The sequence below is a fragment of the Aldersonia sp. NBC_00410 genome (assembly GCF_026342035.1).
Lineage (GTDB): Bacteria > Actinomycetota > Actinomycetes > Mycobacteriales > Mycobacteriaceae > Aldersonia.
The window spans coordinates 1-14,544 of record NZ_JAPENM010000008.1; the positions used below are offsets into that span (position 1 = coordinate 1).

Annotated in this window: 16 protein-coding genes and 1 pseudogene; 8 read left to right on the forward strand and 9 right to left on the reverse strand. The window is 67.0% G+C overall.

The annotated features are described in order from the left end of the window. A partial coding sequence (locus OG921_RS18385) for an ABC-F family ATP-binding cassette domain-containing protein (protein ID WP_266113957.1) occupies positions 1–1,241 on the reverse strand: 1,241 nt, incomplete at its 3' end. Positions 1,242–1,405: 164 nt separating this feature from the next. Here OG921_RS18385 and OG921_RS18390 point away from each other — a divergent pair. Genes OG921_RS18390 through OG921_RS18400 form a run of 3 tightly spaced genes read left to right on the forward strand, consistent with a single transcriptional unit; the run spans position 1,406 to position 4,265 of the window. Then, positions 1,406–2,176, forward strand: a complete 771-nt coding sequence (locus tag OG921_RS18390; protein WP_266113958.1) for an SDR family oxidoreductase — start codon at positions 1,406–1,408, stop codon at positions 2,174–2,176. A 6-nt stretch (positions 2,177–2,182) separates the two neighbouring features. Further along, positions 2,183–3,334 carry a lycopene cyclase family protein gene (locus tag OG921_RS18395; RefSeq protein WP_266113959.1) on the forward strand — a complete coding sequence of 384 codons (1,152 nt, stop codon included), beginning with the start codon at positions 2,183–2,185 and terminating at the stop codon, positions 3,332–3,334. Between the two features lie 4 nt (positions 3,335–3,338). Beyond that, positions 3,339–4,265, forward strand: coding sequence for a Ku protein (locus tag OG921_RS18400; protein WP_266113961.1), 927 nt, complete (start codon positions 3,339–3,341; stop codon positions 4,263–4,265). Positions 4,266–4,277: 12 nt separating this feature from the next. On the opposite strand, the gene OG921_RS18405 is transcribed toward OG921_RS18400, so the two are convergent. Both OG921_RS18405 and OG921_RS18410 read right to left on the reverse strand, forming a co-directional pair. Further along, positions 4,278–5,009 carry a flavodoxin family protein gene (locus tag OG921_RS18405; RefSeq protein ID WP_266113962.1) on the reverse strand — a complete coding sequence of 244 codons (732 nt, stop codon included), beginning with the start codon at positions 5,007–5,009 and terminating at the stop codon, positions 4,278–4,280. A 30-nt stretch (positions 5,010–5,039) separates the two neighbouring features. After that, positions 5,040–5,660, reverse strand: coding sequence for a hypothetical protein (locus tag OG921_RS18410; protein WP_266113963.1), 621 nt, complete (start codon positions 5,658–5,660; stop codon positions 5,040–5,042). A gap of 77 nt (positions 5,661–5,737) precedes the next feature. On the opposite strand from OG921_RS18410, the pseudogene OG921_RS18415 reads away from it, so the two are divergent. From OG921_RS18415 to OG921_RS18435, 5 genes and pseudogenes are all read left to right on the forward strand, one after another. Beyond that, positions 5,738–6,189, forward strand: a pseudogene (locus OG921_RS18415) (SRPBCC family protein). Positions 6,190–6,379: 190 nt separating this feature from the next. Continuing rightward, positions 6,380–7,372, forward strand: coding sequence for a thiamine pyrophosphate-dependent dehydrogenase E1 component subunit alpha (locus tag OG921_RS18420; protein ID WP_266113964.1), 993 nt, complete (start codon positions 6,380–6,382; stop codon positions 7,370–7,372). Positions 7,373–7,375: 3 nt separating this feature from the next. Then, the gene (locus OG921_RS18425; protein ID WP_266113965.1) at positions 7,376–8,440 is read left to right on the forward strand and encodes an alpha-ketoacid dehydrogenase subunit beta; all 1,065 of its coding nucleotides are present in this window, start codon (positions 7,376–7,378) and stop codon (positions 8,438–8,440) included. Then, on the forward strand, positions 8,437–8,667 hold the full coding sequence (locus tag OG921_RS18430) for a lipoyl domain-containing protein (protein WP_266113966.1): 231 nt from the start codon (positions 8,437–8,439) through the stop codon (positions 8,665–8,667). Before OG921_RS18425 ends, OG921_RS18430 begins: the two co-directional genes overlap by 4 nt. Positions 8,668–8,863: 196 nt before the next feature. After that, a complete protein-coding gene (locus OG921_RS18435) occupies positions 8,864–9,892 on the forward strand; it encodes a crotonase/enoyl-CoA hydratase family protein (RefSeq protein WP_266113967.1) in 1,029 nt (342 codons plus the stop codon). Here the strand turns inward: OG921_RS18435 and OG921_RS18440 are convergent. The 6 genes from OG921_RS18440 to sufC form a co-directional block, all read right to left on the reverse strand. After that, positions 9,889–10,320 carry a DUF1992 domain-containing protein gene (locus tag OG921_RS18440; RefSeq protein ID WP_266113968.1) on the reverse strand — a complete coding sequence of 144 codons (432 nt, stop codon included), beginning with the start codon at positions 10,318–10,320 and terminating at the stop codon, positions 9,889–9,891. The two genes, OG921_RS18435 and OG921_RS18440, sit on opposite strands and share 4 nt — an antisense overlap. A 31-nt stretch (positions 10,321–10,351) precedes the next feature. After that, entirely contained in the window at positions 10,352–11,488 is a 1,137-nt protein-coding gene (locus OG921_RS18445) for an NAD(P)-dependent alcohol dehydrogenase (protein WP_266113969.1), read from the reverse strand. Between the two features lie 98 nt (positions 11,489–11,586). Continuing rightward, positions 11,587–11,967 carry a metal-sulfur cluster assembly factor gene (locus tag OG921_RS18450; RefSeq protein ID WP_266113970.1) on the reverse strand — a complete coding sequence of 127 codons (381 nt, stop codon included), beginning with the start codon at positions 11,965–11,967 and terminating at the stop codon, positions 11,587–11,589. Continuing rightward, entirely contained in the window at positions 11,964–12,413 is a 450-nt protein-coding gene (gene sufU / locus OG921_RS18455) for a Fe-S cluster assembly sulfur transfer protein SufU (RefSeq protein ID WP_266113971.1), read from the reverse strand. Before sufU ends, OG921_RS18450 begins: the two co-directional genes overlap by 4 nt. A gap of 1 nt (position 12,414) precedes the next feature. Next, the gene (locus tag OG921_RS18460) at positions 12,415–13,707 is read right to left on the reverse strand and encodes a cysteine desulfurase (RefSeq protein ID WP_266113972.1); all 1,293 of its coding nucleotides are present in this window, start codon (positions 13,705–13,707) and stop codon (positions 12,415–12,417) included. Between the two features lie 2 nt (positions 13,708–13,709). Further along, positions 13,710–14,543 (reverse strand): Fe-S cluster assembly ATPase SufC, encoded by an 834-nt coding sequence (gene sufC, locus OG921_RS18465; protein ID WP_266113973.1) that lies wholly within the window; start codon positions 14,541–14,543, stop codon positions 13,710–13,712. Position 14,544: the final 1 nt, after the last annotated feature.

The following is a 14,544-nucleotide window of genomic DNA, read 5'->3' on the forward strand; positions in this document are numbered from 1 at the left end:
TTGTCGTCGAGGGTGTCGTGCTCCTGGGCGAAGTAGCCGATCTTCAGCCCGTGGCCGGGCTCCAATTGGCCGAGGTCGGGCGTCTCCACGCCGGCCAGCAGGCGCAGCAGCGTCGTCTTGCCCGCACCATTGAGGCCGAGGATGACGACGCGACTACCGCGGTCGATCGCGAGGTCGACGCCGGTGAAGATCTCCAGCGAGCCGTAGACCTTGGTGAGTTCCTTGGCCATCAGCGGCGTCTTGCCGCACGCCGCCGGGTTCGGGAAGCGGATCTTTGCGACCTTGTCGGCGACGCGAATGTCGTCGAGGTCGTTCATCAGCTTGTCCGCGCGCTTGGCCATGTTCTGCGCGGCGGTCGCCTTGGTGGCCTTGGCACCGAGCTTGGCGGCCTGCGTCCGCAAGGCGCCGGCCTTCTTCTCGGCGTTGGCGCGCTCGCGGCGGCGGCGCTGTTCGTCGGTCGCACGCGCGTCCATGTACTTGTGCCAGCCCATGTTGTACATGTCGGCCTCACCACGAACCGCGTCGAGGAACCACACCTTGTTGACGACGTCCGCGAGCAAATCGACGTCGTGGCTGATCACGACCAGGCCGCCGTCATGGCTCTGCAGGAACCCGCGCAGCCAGGTGATGGAGTCGGCATCGAGGTGGTTGGTCGGCTCGTCGAGCAGCAGCGTGGTGTTCGACTTGCCACCGGACCCGTCGGAGGCGGCGAACAGGATTCGGGCCAGTTCGACACGCCGGCGCTGACCGCCGGACAACGTATGCAGTTGCTGTTCCAAAACGCGGTCGGGCAGACCCAGGCTGTGGCAGATGCGCGCCGCCTCCGACTCGGCGACATAGCCACCGAGCGATGAGAAGCGGTCCTCCAGGTTGCCGAACTTGCGGACGGCATTGTCGCGTTCCGCGTCGTCGACCGCCTCGGCCATGATGGCTTGCAGCTTCTCCATCCGGCGCATGATCTCGTCGAGACCGCGCGCCGATAGGACGCGGTTCTTCGCGAGAACCTCGAGGTCGCCTTCCTTGGGATCCTGCGGCAGGTAGCCGAGATCACCGCTGCGGATCACCTCGCCCGCATAGGGCTCGCCCTCGCCGGCGAGGATGCGCAACGTCGTCGTCTTGCCCGCGCCGTTACGGCCGACCAGGCCGATCCGGTCGCCCGCCTGTACTCGCAGCGCTGATCCGGGAGCCGTGAGAAGGGTGCGCACGCCGGCCCGGACCTCCAGGTCGGTTGCGGTGATCACGCGCGTCTCCTCGCCTCGTTCATCGATTGGTGTCCCCGGTGCGCGAGTGAGACTCGAGGCCCGGGTCAAGTGTGCGCCGTTGCGCGCACACGAACTACCGATTTTACCGTGCGCATGGCCGGTCCGGACCGAGCCGGAGGGTGACTCCGCTAACGTTCGGGCTCATGAGCGACGAATCGAATCTGGTCGGCAGGGCGGCACTCATCACGGGCGCGAGCCGCGGTATCGGTCAGGCCATCGCGGCCGAACTGCTGCGCCGCGGCGCGAACGTGCTGATCACCGCCCGCAAGCCGGGACCGTTGGAGGAGGCCGCCGCCGAACTGTCCGCGCTCGGCCACCCCGGCAAGGTAGTCGCGCTCGCGGGCAACTCCGGTGACGCAAATTCCCGGGCCGAGGCGGTCGACCTGGCGGTGAGCGAATTCGGTTCGCTCGACATCCTGATCAACAACACCGGCATCAACCCGGTTTTCGGCTCGCTTATGGAGGCCGACCTCGACGGGGTCCGCAAGATCTTCGACATCAATGTTGTCGCCGCACTCGGCTACGTGCAACAGGCCTACCGGGCGTGGATGGCCGAGCACGGCGGCGCCGTGGTCAACGTGGCCAGCGTCGCCGGTATCCGATCGACCGGAGTGATCGCCGCGTACGGCGCCTCGAAGGCTGCGCTGATCCGGCTCACCGAGGAACTGGCCTGGCAGCTCGGCCCGAAGATTCGGGTCAATGCCGTCGCTCCCGGCGTGGTGAAGACGAAATTCGCCTCGGCGCTGTACGCCGCGGGAGACGACGCCGTTTCGGCCGGCTATCCGCTCAAGCGTCTCGGCGCCCCCGAAGACGTCGCAGGTCTCGTCGGATTCCTGGTCTCCGACGCGGCGTCCTGGATCACCGGCGAGACGGTGCGCGTCGACGGCGGGCTGCTGGCCACCGGCGGCATGTAGGCATCCGTGCGCGCCGATGTCCCCGTCGCGCCGGCGGATGTAGCCATCGTCGGCCTCGGCCCGGCCGGCCGGGCACTGGCACATCGGTGCGTCGAACGCGGGTTGCGGGTGGCCGCGATCGATCCGCATCCGCAACGGCCTTGGCGCGCAACTTATGCGGCGTGGGCCGATGAACTACCCGCGTGGTTGCCGCCGACCGTGATCGCGAGTTCCGTTGCGCCGATGGCGTGGACGAATGCTGCGCACCGTCTCGACAGGCAGTACTGCGTGCTCGACAACGCGGCACTTCGTAACGCGACGGTGCTCGACGGCGCACAGGTGATCGCCGATCGCGCAACCGAACTCACGCCCGGACTGGTCACACTCGGCGCCGGTGGCACGGTCGCGGCACGGATCGTCGTGGATGCACGCGGCACCGGTGCGGCGGCCGGCGCAGCTACCCAGACGGCGTTCGGCATGGTCGTCGACACGGCGACCGCCGACCCCGTGCTGGGCGATGCCGATGCGCTGTTCATGGACTGGCGTGCCGACAACGGCAGCGCACCCGACGCGCCGCGCTCGTTCCTCTACGCGGTACCACTGGGCGACGACCGGGTACTGCTGGAGGAAACCTGCCTGGTCGGCCGTCCCGCGCTCGAACTCGGCGTACTGCGCGACCGACTGCGCACCCGGCTGAGCGCGCGCGGCCTCACGCCGGGCGGCGACGAGACGGTCGAACGGGTGCGCTTTGCGGTCGAGTCCCCGGCCGGCCTGCCCGGTGTGCCTGCCTTCGGTGCACGGGGCGGATTGATGCATCCGTGCACCGGTTACAGCGTCGCGTCTTCGCTGGCGGCAGCCGATCTCGCCGCGGCGACAATCGCACACGGTGACGACCTCACCGCCGCGCTGTGGCCGCTGCGCGCCCGAGCCGTGGCGGCGATGCGCGCGACCGGCCTGCGCACGTTGCTGACCGCACCGCCGGAACAGATCGTGCCGTTTTTCGCCGCCTTCTTCGCTCTGCCCGACCGGCTGCAACGCGCGTACCTGTCCGGCCGGCTCGACGCGCCCGGCACAGCGGCGGCGATGGCGAGCATGCTCGTTCGATGCCCGGCGCCGATCCGCTCGACGATGTTGCGCTCGGCTTTTGGTCGCCAGAATGCCCGAATTCGATCATCATGAAGGTATGAGATCGATATGGAAGGGATCCATCGCCTTCGGGCTGGTCAACGTGCCGGTCAAGGTCTATACGGCGACCGAGGACCACGACATCCGCTTCCATCAGGTGCACGCCAAGGATGGCGGCCGGATCAAGTACGACCGGGTGTGCACGGTCTGCGGGCAGTCGGTGCAGTTCGCGGACATCGACAAGGCCTACGACTCGCCCGAAGGTGACCGGGTGATCCTGACCGACGAGGACTTCGCGAAACTGCCCGCGGCGGAGAAGCACGAGATCCCGGTATTGCAGTTCGTTCCGTCCGAGCAGATCGATCCGATCCTGCTGGATCGCAGTTACTACCTGGAGCCGGATTCGACGACGCCGAAGGCGTACGTGCTGCTCGCCAAGACGCTGGAGAAGATCGACCAGACCGCGCTGGTGCACTTCACTCTGCGGCAGAAGACTCGACTCGCGGCCCTGCGGGTGCGCGAGGGCGTTCTGGTCCTGCAGACGTTGCTGTGGCCCGACGAGGTTCGGGCGGCGGAATTCGAGTCGCTGGAAGATGTCTCCAATCCGCGGCCGCAGGAGATCAAGATGGCCGAGACGCTCGTGGAGAGCATGTCCGGCGATTTCGATCCGACCGAGTACACCGACGAGTACCAGATCGAGTTGCGGAAAATGCTCGAGGACACCATCGCCGCCGGCGACGGCAAGGTGGTGCACGTCGAGTCGCCCACCGAGGAGAGCGAGGACGCGGAGGTCGTCGACCTCGTGGCGGCGCTGAAACGCAGCGTCGAGGCCGCGGGCGCCAACGTCGGATCCGAGCCGAAGAAATCCGCGCCGCGCAAGGCTCCGGCGAAGAAGTCCGCGGCGAAGTCGACCGCAAAGAAAGCTACCGCGAAGAAGTCCGCCGCAAAGAAGTCGCCGTCCACCCGGGAACGCAAGGGTGCCTGACGAGCACCGGGCTCAGCGGTAGTCGGGGTTCGCGAAGTCGTAGCGGCAGCCCGCGTCCCAGCCCGAGCGCACGTTGCCGTACACCGGTACGCCCCCGGCGTCCTTCAGCATGCGGGCGAGGTGAATCAGGTTCCACGTCATGAACGTGGTGTTGCGATTGGTGAAGTCGTTCTCCGGCCCACCCGATCCCGGGTCCAGATAGGACGGACCCGGTCCGGCCTCGCCGATCCACCCGGCATCCGCCTGCGGCGGGATCGTGTAGCCGATGTGCTGCAGGGTGTAGAGCACGTTCTGCGCGCAGTGTTTGATGCCGTCCTCGTTGCCGGTGATCAGGCAGCCGCCGACGCGGCCGTAGTACAGATACTGGCCCGCGTCGTTGAGTAGATGCGACCCGCCGTACAACCGTTCGTGAACCTGCTTCATCACCGAGCTGTTGTCGCCCAACCAGATCGGTCCGGCCAGGACGAGAATGTCTGCCGCGAGGACCTTTTCGAAGATGGCCGGCCAATCATCGGTTGCCCAGCCGTGTTGACGCATGTCGGGCCAGACGCCGGTTGCGATGTCGTGATCGACGGCGCGCACGGCCTCCACCGCGATACCGTGCGCCTGCATTATTCGGGTGCTGATGTCCACCAAGCCCTGGGTGTGGCTGGGTTCGGGAGATCTTTTCAGTGTGCAATTGATGAACAGGGCACGAAGATCGCTGTAGTCGCCGGGCGGCGGGGGTTCGTTCGAGGAGGTCATGGGCAAAAGTGTGCGCCGCAGACCCCGTCGTTATTCGGCTTTCGCGCGCCCTTCGGCGAAGAATGCCGCGATCGCAGCCACAGTCGGCGCGTCATCGATTCCGCGGGCGGCACCGAACGGCGCATTCCAGAACGCGCCGGTGCGCGGCTCGAACGGAGCGACATACGCATACGGCTGATCGTGGAAACCGTCGCCGAGCGATACGCCGTAGTTGACCTCGCCCGCCGCGATACCGAGGTCGAAGTGTTCGGGCCACAGCACGGGCGTCTGATCCGGCATGAATCGACGTAATGCACTGTCCCCCAAGCTGTACCACTCCAGCAGCCGAGTGGCAGCAGCGGCATCGACGACGAGCGGCTCATCGAGCGCCACCCCGGAGTGATCGGCGTAGAGGTCCGCCGGCCGCCCGGCCTCGAGTCCGGCGAGCGCACCGAGTTCGGTACAGGTCCGGCCATGCAACGGTGCCCGCCCGTGCGACCACACCAACTCTGTGCCCTCGATACCGACGGGCAGCGCGACCCCGGCGAATCCACTCGACGTCGGGGTGAGGCGAATCGTTCCGCTCGCCCGGTACTGCGGTCCGGCGATCAGTAGCTCGGCAACACCGTGCAGCGAACGGCGGGTGGGCGCGGGACTGGGATGCTCGAGCACGATGTAGGACCTCCTGCGGCTCTCGGCGCGAGAATAGCGCGCCCAGGCCCGAGCGCGCACTGGCGTACCCTCGCCGCATGCACGATTCCGTCACCGTCGACATGGCCGCACCCGCCGACCGGATCTGGGCGCTGGTCAGCGACGTGACCAACACCGGTAAGTTCGGTGTCGAGACCTACGGGGCCGAATGGTTGGGCGGGGCAACGGCTCCCGCTGTCGGTGTCAAATTCCGCGGCACGTCGATCGCAACGGGTGGGGCCTCAAATACGCCACCGTCTGTCGGATCATCGAATGCGAGCCGGGGCGCAGCTTCGCCTTCACCGTGCTCGGGCCACGGAAAATGCCGATCAACACCTGGCGTTACGAGTTCGAACCGACCGCCGACGGCACCCGGGTCACCGAGTCGTTCGCGTTGGAGAATTCGATTCCGCTGCGGCTGTACTGGGCGCTCGCGGGTAGGCGCCGCGGGAAGACGAACCGCGCAAACATGCGCGAGACGCTGGAGCGAATCAAGGCCGCCGTGGAATAGCCGCACGCGGCGCGTGGAATAGGTCAGCGCGCCGGATTTCGCACCTCCGCCACCGCTACCCGGCGTATGGTCGGCCGCGGGAGGCGGCGTCGGCTCCCCTGTTTGCCATCGCTGCACCCGGCCGCATCGGTCGAGGCGAATGCCTCCGATTGGACGCGAGGCGAAGCCTCCAATTGGGTGGAGTGTGACCATGGCAGAACTCACCGGTGAGGATCGGCGCGAACTCCTGCGCACGATGATCCTGATCCGAACCTTCGAAGAAGCAATCCTGCGGGAGTACCACGCAGACAAGAGGCCGGCGTTCGACATCGGGGCGGGCGCGGTCCCCGGCGAAATGCACCTGTCCGCAGGCCAGGAACCGGTCGCGGCCGGCGTGTGCGCGAACCTGACCACCGACGACGCCGTGACCGCGACGCATCGCCCGCATCATGTCGCGATCGCGCACGGCATGGACCTGCGTGCGCTCGCCGCCGAGATCTTCGGCCGCGAGTCGGGGCTCGGCCGTGGTCGCGGCGGACACATGCACCTTTTCGATCCGGCGACGCATTTCTCGTGCTCCGGAATCATCGCCGAGGGCCTGCCGCCGGCGCTGGGCCAGGCGTTCGCGTTCAAGCAGCGTGGCACCCGCAACATCGCGGTCGCGGTGACCGGCGAGGGCGCGGCGAATCAGGGCGCATTCCACGAGTCGCTCAATCTCGCGGCGCTGTGGCAACTGCCGGTGGTGTTCGTAGTCGAGGACAACGACTGGGCCATTTCGGTGCCACGGGATGCGTCGACCGCCCTGAAGTCGAACGCGGACCGGGCGTCGGCATACGGCATGCCCGGCACACGAGTGGAGGGCAACGATGTCGAAGCGGTGCATGCAGCGGCGGCGGAAGCAGTGGCACTCGCGCGCACGGGCGGCGGACCGAGCCTGCTCGAGATCCACACCCTGCGGCTGTGGGGGCATTTCGAGGGCGACGCCCAGGGGTATCGCAGTGATGCATCGACCGCGTCCGAACAGGATCCGATCCCGCAGTACCGCGCGCGGCTGATCGACACGGGTGTGGTCGCCGAGGAAGACATCGCCGTGATGTCGGCATCCGCGTCCGAACGGGTCGAGGACGCGGTGTCGTTCGCGAAGAACTCACCTGGACCGGATCCCGCCGAAGCCACCCGATACGTCTTCGTGGAAGGAGCCTGAGCCATGACCGCGACACCGACGACCCCGGCGGCCGCCCACGAGCTCCCGCAGGAGCCGGACCCCGGCACCCGGCGGCTGAGCACCGCAAAAGCCATGGTGGAGGGCATCTCCCAACAGATGTCGGCCGACGACTCGGTCTTTGTGATGGGCGAGGATGTCGGCGGCTATGGCGGCATCTTCTCCTCGACCACCGGGCTGCTCGACGAATTCGGCCCGAATCGCGTTCTGGACACGCCTATTTCCGAAACCGCCTTCATCGGCCTCGGCATCGGGGCCGCGGTCGAAGGCATGCGGCCGATCGTGGAACTGATGTTCGTCGACTTCTTCGGCGTCTGCATGGACCAGATCTACAACCACATGGCGAAGATCCACTTCGAGTCCGGCGGCAACGTGCGGGTGCCGATGGTGCTGATGAGCGCGGTCGGTGGCGGATACTCCGATGGCGCGCAGCATTCGCAGTGCCTCTGGGGCACCTTCGCGCACCTGCCCGGCATGAAGGTGGTCGTCCCGTCCACCCCGTACGACGCGAAGGGCCTGATGACCGCGGCGATCCGGTCCGACGATCCGGTGATCTACCTGTTCCACAAGGGCGTCATGGGCCTGCCGTGGATGAAGAAGAACCGCCGGTCGATCGCGGCGGTGCCGGAGCAGCCCTACGAGGTGCCGATCGGCAGCGCCAACGTTTGCCGGGAGGGCAGTGACGTCACAGTCGTGACCCTGTCGCTCGGTGTGCACCACAGCCTCGACGTTGCCGACAAGCTCGTCGACGACGGAATCGATGTCGAGGTCGTCGATCTGCGCAGCGTCGTCCCGCTCGATCGCGAAACCATCTCCGCGTCGGTGGCCAAGACCGGCCGACTCGTCGTCGTGGACGAGGACTATCAGTCCTTCGGCTTGTCCGGCGAGGTGATCGCGTCGGTGGTCGAGCGCGACCCGGGCGCGCTGCACGCGGTCGAGCGGGTCTGTGTGCCGGACGTGCCGATTCCGTATGCGCGCGATCTCGAATACGCGGTGTTGCCGACGCCGGCGCGCATCGAGGACGCGGTGCGCAGCGTGATGCGGCGATGAGCGAGGTGACCTTCCCGGCGATGTCGGAGGAGGCGGACGCGACCGGCGTGCTGTCGACGTGGTTCGTCGAATCCGGCGAGCAGGTACGGGCCGATCAACTGATCGCCGAGGTTGCCATGGACAAGGTGGACACCGAGGTGGTTGCGCCGGCCGCCGGGACGATCACCCTCGCCGTCGACGAAGGTGCGGAGGTGCGGCAGGGCTCGGTCATCGCGCGGATCGAGTAGAAAAGCGAATCACGGCTGGTTCGCGGAGAACGAAACGACGAGTGTCCACGGCGACGTGAGCCGGGACACCGAACCCGGCAAGCCCGCCGGAGCATGACCGACGCCCGACCCGATAACGAGCCGAAAGCCGCCCCGGACCGCGCCGACGGGGCAAGAATGGGCCTCGCACAGGCGACGGCCAACCGAAGGCGCACTCATGAGCGATTTCGATCCAGCGAACGGCAACCGGCCCGCAGCGTGGCGTGACGGCTGGACCGACGGTCGGGACAGCAAGTTCGAGGGCCGCGAGGCCGCAGCGGAGGAACCGGAGTATCGGACGCTGACCTACGAGGTCACCGGTCGGGTCGCGCGGATTACCTTCAACCGACCCGCACACGGGAACGCGATCACCGCGGATACGCCGGTCGAATTGGCCGCCGCGGTCGAGCGCGCCGATCTGGACCCGCATGTCCACGTCATCCTGCTCTCGGGGCGCGGCAAGGGCTTCTGCGGCGGTTACGACTTGGGCATCTTCGCGGAGAATCTGGACGACGAAGCGGGCCGCCCCGACACCCGGCGCGGCACCGTTCTCGACCCGATGGTGCAGGCGCGCAACCACAATCCGTTCGCGAACTGGGATCCGATGGTCGACTACGCAATGATGAGCCGGTTCAACAAGGGCTTCTCGGCGTTGTTGCACGCGAACAAGCCGACGGTGGCGAAACTGCACGGGTTCTGCGTTGCCGGCGGCACCGACATCGCGCTGTACTGCGATCAGATCATCGCCGCCGCGGACACCAAGATCGGCTATCCCCCGACCCGGGTGTGGGGAGTACCCGCCGCAGGAATGTGGGCGCACCGACTCGGTGACCAGCGCGCAAAGCGGATGCTGCTCACCGGCGACAGCATCAGCGGCGCGCAGGCCGAACAGTGGGGACTCGTGATCGAGGCGCCACCGGCCGAGGAACTCGAATCGCGCACAGAGGAATTGGTGGCCCGTATCGCGCGGCTACCAATCAATCAGTTGATGATGGTGAAGCTGGCGCTCAATAGTGCGCTGCTCAGCCAGGGCATCGCGAACTCGACCATGGTGAGCACAGTGTTCGACGGCGTGTCCCGGCACACCCGCGAGGGTTACGCCTTCCAGATGCGTTCGGCAACAGTGGGTTTCCGGGAGGCAGTGCGGGAACGCGACGAGATCTTCGGCGACTACAAGCGGTCCCGCCCGGACACCGAGCCCACCTAGCGGACCCTGCTGGTACCCCCGGATCGGTCGGACGTTCGGCGACGCCGCATCCGCCGCCACTGTCGCACCATCTGCTCGACGTCGACCGTATACGCGATCACCCGGATGGGCGGGCCGAACTTCGGCGCGAGATGGTCGAGTTTGACCCGCCGGTTGAAATCTTCGAGCACGTCGCGCACAGCACGTTCGTCACGAATGTGCTGTAGCGAGTCCGGGAAGCCGTCGCCCTCCTTGCGCAACTGCAGGGTCGGCGGCAACGCCGAGATCGGGTCGAGACCGTCCTGTTCGAGCTTGCGTTTGATCCACCAGTTCGGGTCGTCGGTATCGGGCAGGTGCAACGGCTTGCCCTTGCCGGGCAGGTTGTCGAATTCGCCGCGCTCGGTCGCCTCCCGGATCAGGCGCTCGACGTGGGACTCGTAGCCGTCCACAGTTCGAGGCTAGCGGCGTTCCGCACGTGCGTCAGAAGGTCAGGACCGCTTTCGCGACCGTGCCGTCCCGAGCGGCCGCGAGGGCGTTCTCCAGCTCGTCGAACGGAAACGTCGTGACCAGCCTGTCGAACGGGAAGCGGCCGGCCTGCCAGAGTGCGATCAGTTCCGGAATGAACACCTGCGGGTCGACGTCGCCCTCGATGACGCCGGTGACGCTGCGCCCCATCAGCAGCGCGGACTGGTCGAGCGTGACGGGGTTGCGTTGGCCGCGCAGCCCGAGCGTGGCGCAGCTGCCCGGGGAGCGCAGCACCGAAACCGCGGTGCCGAGAACGGTTTCGGAGCTGACGGTATCCACACTGTGGTCGGCACCTCCGCCGGTCAATTTGCGCAACTGCCGGGCGAGGTCGGCGTCCGCACCATCCACCGCATCGGTGGCGCCGAGACTCAGCGCGAGGTCGCGCCGTGCGCCCACCGGGTCGACGACGACGATCTGCGCGCAGCCGGCGACGACCGCGGCAAGCACCGCGCCGAGCCCAACCGCGCCGGCACCGAACACCACGATCGACGACCCCGCGCGCGGCCGCAAAACCCGCAGCACCGCACCCGCGCCGGTCTGGATTCCACAGCCGAGCGGGCCGAGCAGTTCGATCGGCAGATCGTCCGCAACCAGGACGGCGTCACCGGCGTCGACGACCGCGTGGGTCGCCATCGACGATTGCCCGAACCAGTTGCCGTGCAAATCCGCTCCGTCGAGGCGCAGCGTCGTACTGCCGTCCGCACGGCGCCCGGCATAGTTCCGCGGCGCAAAATGTGCACAGTAGGCGGGATGGCCCGACCGGCAGTTTCGGCACGAGCGGCACGCCGAGTAACTCAGCACCACGTGATCGCCGGGCTTCAATCGCTCGACACCCGTGCCGACCGCCTCGACCACTCCGGCGCCCTCGTGGCCGAGGACGGCGGGAACCGGGACGGGGACGCCACCTGCGGCGGCCGTGAAGTCGGTGTGACAGATGCCGACTCCGGCAATACGGACCAGGATCTCGTGCTCGTGCAGATCACCGATCTCGATCTGCCGAATCACCAGCGGCTCGCCGTACCCGGTTAGTACCGCCGCGCGCGCTTGCGTCTCCACCCACACCCCCAGGTCTCGTCGCCACGGAGGCGGCACGGTGAGAATCTTGGTTAACTTACTTGACCGCGAGTGTAGAGCGGGGGCGCCACACCGCATGTGTGGCGCCCCGCTCGGTGGACTATTCGAGGATTTGGTCAGACGGTGAAGCCGAGTGCCCGCAGCTGCTCGCGGCCGTCCTCGGTGATCTTGTCCGGGCCCCACGGCGGCATCCAGACCCAGTTGATCTTCAGCTCGCTCACCAAGCCACTCTTGACGAGCGCGTTGCGGGACTGGTCCTCGATGACGTCGGTCAGCGGGCAGGCCGCCGAGGTGAGTGTCATGTCGATCACCGCGGTCGCCTCGTCGTCCTCGACGGTGATGCCGTAGACCAAGCCGAGATCGACGACATTGATGCCGAGTTCGGGGTCGACGACGTCGCGCATCGCCTCCTCGAGATCCTCGATCAGCTGAGTCGGCACGGTGCTCGCGGACTCGGTGGTTGCGGACTCGGGAGTCCCGGAATCGACCTCGGTCATGATGCCTCCTGATCTTGAATCCGGACGACAGCGTCCTTGAACGCCATCCAGCCCAGCAACGCGCACTTCACGCGCGCGGGATACTTCGACACACCCACGAAGGCAATGCCGTCACCGATAACGTCCTCGTCGCCTTCGACGGTACCGCGACTGCCGATCATCTCGTTGAACGAATCGACAACCTTCAGCGCCTGCTGCACGGGCAGTCCGATCACCTGGTCGGTGAGCACGGACGTCGACGCCTGGCTGATCGAGCAGCCCTGCCCGTCGTAGGACACGTCCGCGACATTCCCGTCGGCGTCGATATGCACCCGCAGCGTGACTTCGTCGCCACACGTCGGGTTCACGTGCTGCACCTCGGCGCCGAACGGGTCGCGCAGACCACGGTTGTGCGGGTGTTTGTAGTGGTCCAGGATCACTTCCTGGTACATCTGTTCCATTCGCATATCAGGCCCCGGCCCGATGGTCGTTCGCTGCGCTCACTCCGAAAAATTCCTTGGCCCGACGCACGGCAGCGGCGAGCGCATCCACCTCGTCGAGTGTGTTGTACACCGCGAACGAGGCGCGCGCGCTCGCCGCGACACCGAACCGGCGATGCAGCGGCCACGCGCAGTGATGCCCGACGCGGATCGCGACGCCCTCGTCGTCGAGGATCTGGCCGAGGTCGTGGGCGTGGATTCCGTCCACGAGGAAGGACACCGCTCCCCCGCGCTGCTCGTTTACGGTCGGACCGACTATCCGGACGCCGTCGATCGCACCCAGTTCGGTCAGCGCCTTGGAAACAAGCGCATGCTCATGTGCCGCAACATTTTCCATGCCGATCGCCTCGAGGTAGCGCACTGCGGCGCCGAGCCCGACCACCTGCGAGGTCATCGGAACGCCGGCCTCGAAACGCTGAGGCGGGGCCGCGTAGGTGGTGGCCTCCATCGTCACGGTCTCGATCATCGAGCCGCCGGTGATGAAGGGCGGCAACTGGTTCAGCAGCTCACGCTTGCCGTACAGCACACCGACACCGGACGGGCCGAGCATCTTGTGCCCGGAGAACGCAGCGAAATCCACATCGAGCGCATGGAAGTCGACCGGCATATGCGGCACCGACTGGCACGCGTCGAGGACGACCAGTGCACCCACGGCGCGGGCGCGCCGGACCAACTCGTCCACCGGAGCGACCGCTCCCGTGACATTGGACTGGTGCGTGAACGCCACAACCTTGACAGCGTTGGTGAGTTCCAGCGAATCGAGATCGATTCGGCCCTCATCGGTGACGCCGTACCACTTCAGGGTGGCGCCGGTACGCCGCGCAAGTTCCTGCCACGGCACCAGATTCGCGTGATGCTCCAGCTCGGTGATGACGATCTCGTCGCCCGGTCCGAGGTGAAACGGCGAGCGGTCGTCGGCGAACGAGTAGGTCACCAGGTTCAGCGACTCGGTGGCGTTCTTGGTGAACACCAGTTCCTCGGCCACGGCACCGACGAACGAGGCGATCGCGACCCGCGCATCCTCGTACGCATCGGTGGCCTCCTCGGCCAACTGATGCGCACCGCGGTGCACGGCGGCGTTGTGCGTCACCAGGAACTCGCGCTCGGCGTCGAGCACCTGGACCGGGCGCTGCGAGGTTGCGCCGGAGTCCAGGTACACCAACGGCTTACCGTCGCGGACCGTCCGGCTCAGGATCGGAAAGTCGGCCCTGATCGTGGCAACATCCAGCCCGGTGATCTCATGCGTCTCGAGGGCCGTCATGCTCACGCTCCAGCAGTAGCCGCTGTGCCGATTTCCCGCGACTGCGTCGCACCGGCCGTAAAGCGGTCATAGCCGTTCGCGTCGAGCTCGTCGGCGAGCTCGCTGCCGCCGGACTCGACGATCCGGCCGCCCACGAACACGTGCACGTGATCCGGCGCGATGTAGCGCAGGATGCGGGTGTAGTGCGTGATCAGCAGCAGCCCGCCGCGCGTAGGCTCGCCGGAGCCATCGGCCCAGCCGCGCTCCTTGTAGCGATTGACGCCTTCGGAGACGATGCGCAGCGCGTCGACGTCCAGGCCGGAATCGGTCTCGTCGAGGATCGCGATCTTCGGCTTGAGCAGCCCGAGCTGCAGGATCTCGTGGCGCTTCTTCTCACCACCGGAGAAGCCCTCGTTCACGCTGCGCTCGGCGAATGCCGGGTCGATCTCGAGCTCGCCCATCGAGGTCTTGACCTCCTTGACCCAGTGCCGCAGCTTCGGCGCCTCACCGCGGACGGCGGTCACAGCGGTGCGCAGGAAGTTCGACGTCGAGACGCCGGGCACCTCGACCGGGTACTGCATGGCCAGGAACAGTCCGGCGCGAGCCCGCTCGTCCACGCTCATGTCGAGCACGTTCTCGCCGTCGAGGGTGATCGAGCCCGACGTGACGGTGTACTTGGGGTGGCCGGCGATCGCGTAGGACAGCGTCGACTTGCCGGAGCCATTGGGGCCCATGATCGCGTGCGTCTCACCCGAGCGGACCGTCAGGTCGACACCCTTGAGAATGCGGATCGGCTCGCCGCCCTGATCCGGGTTGGCGACCTCGACGTGCAGGTCCTTGATTTCCAGCGTTGTCATC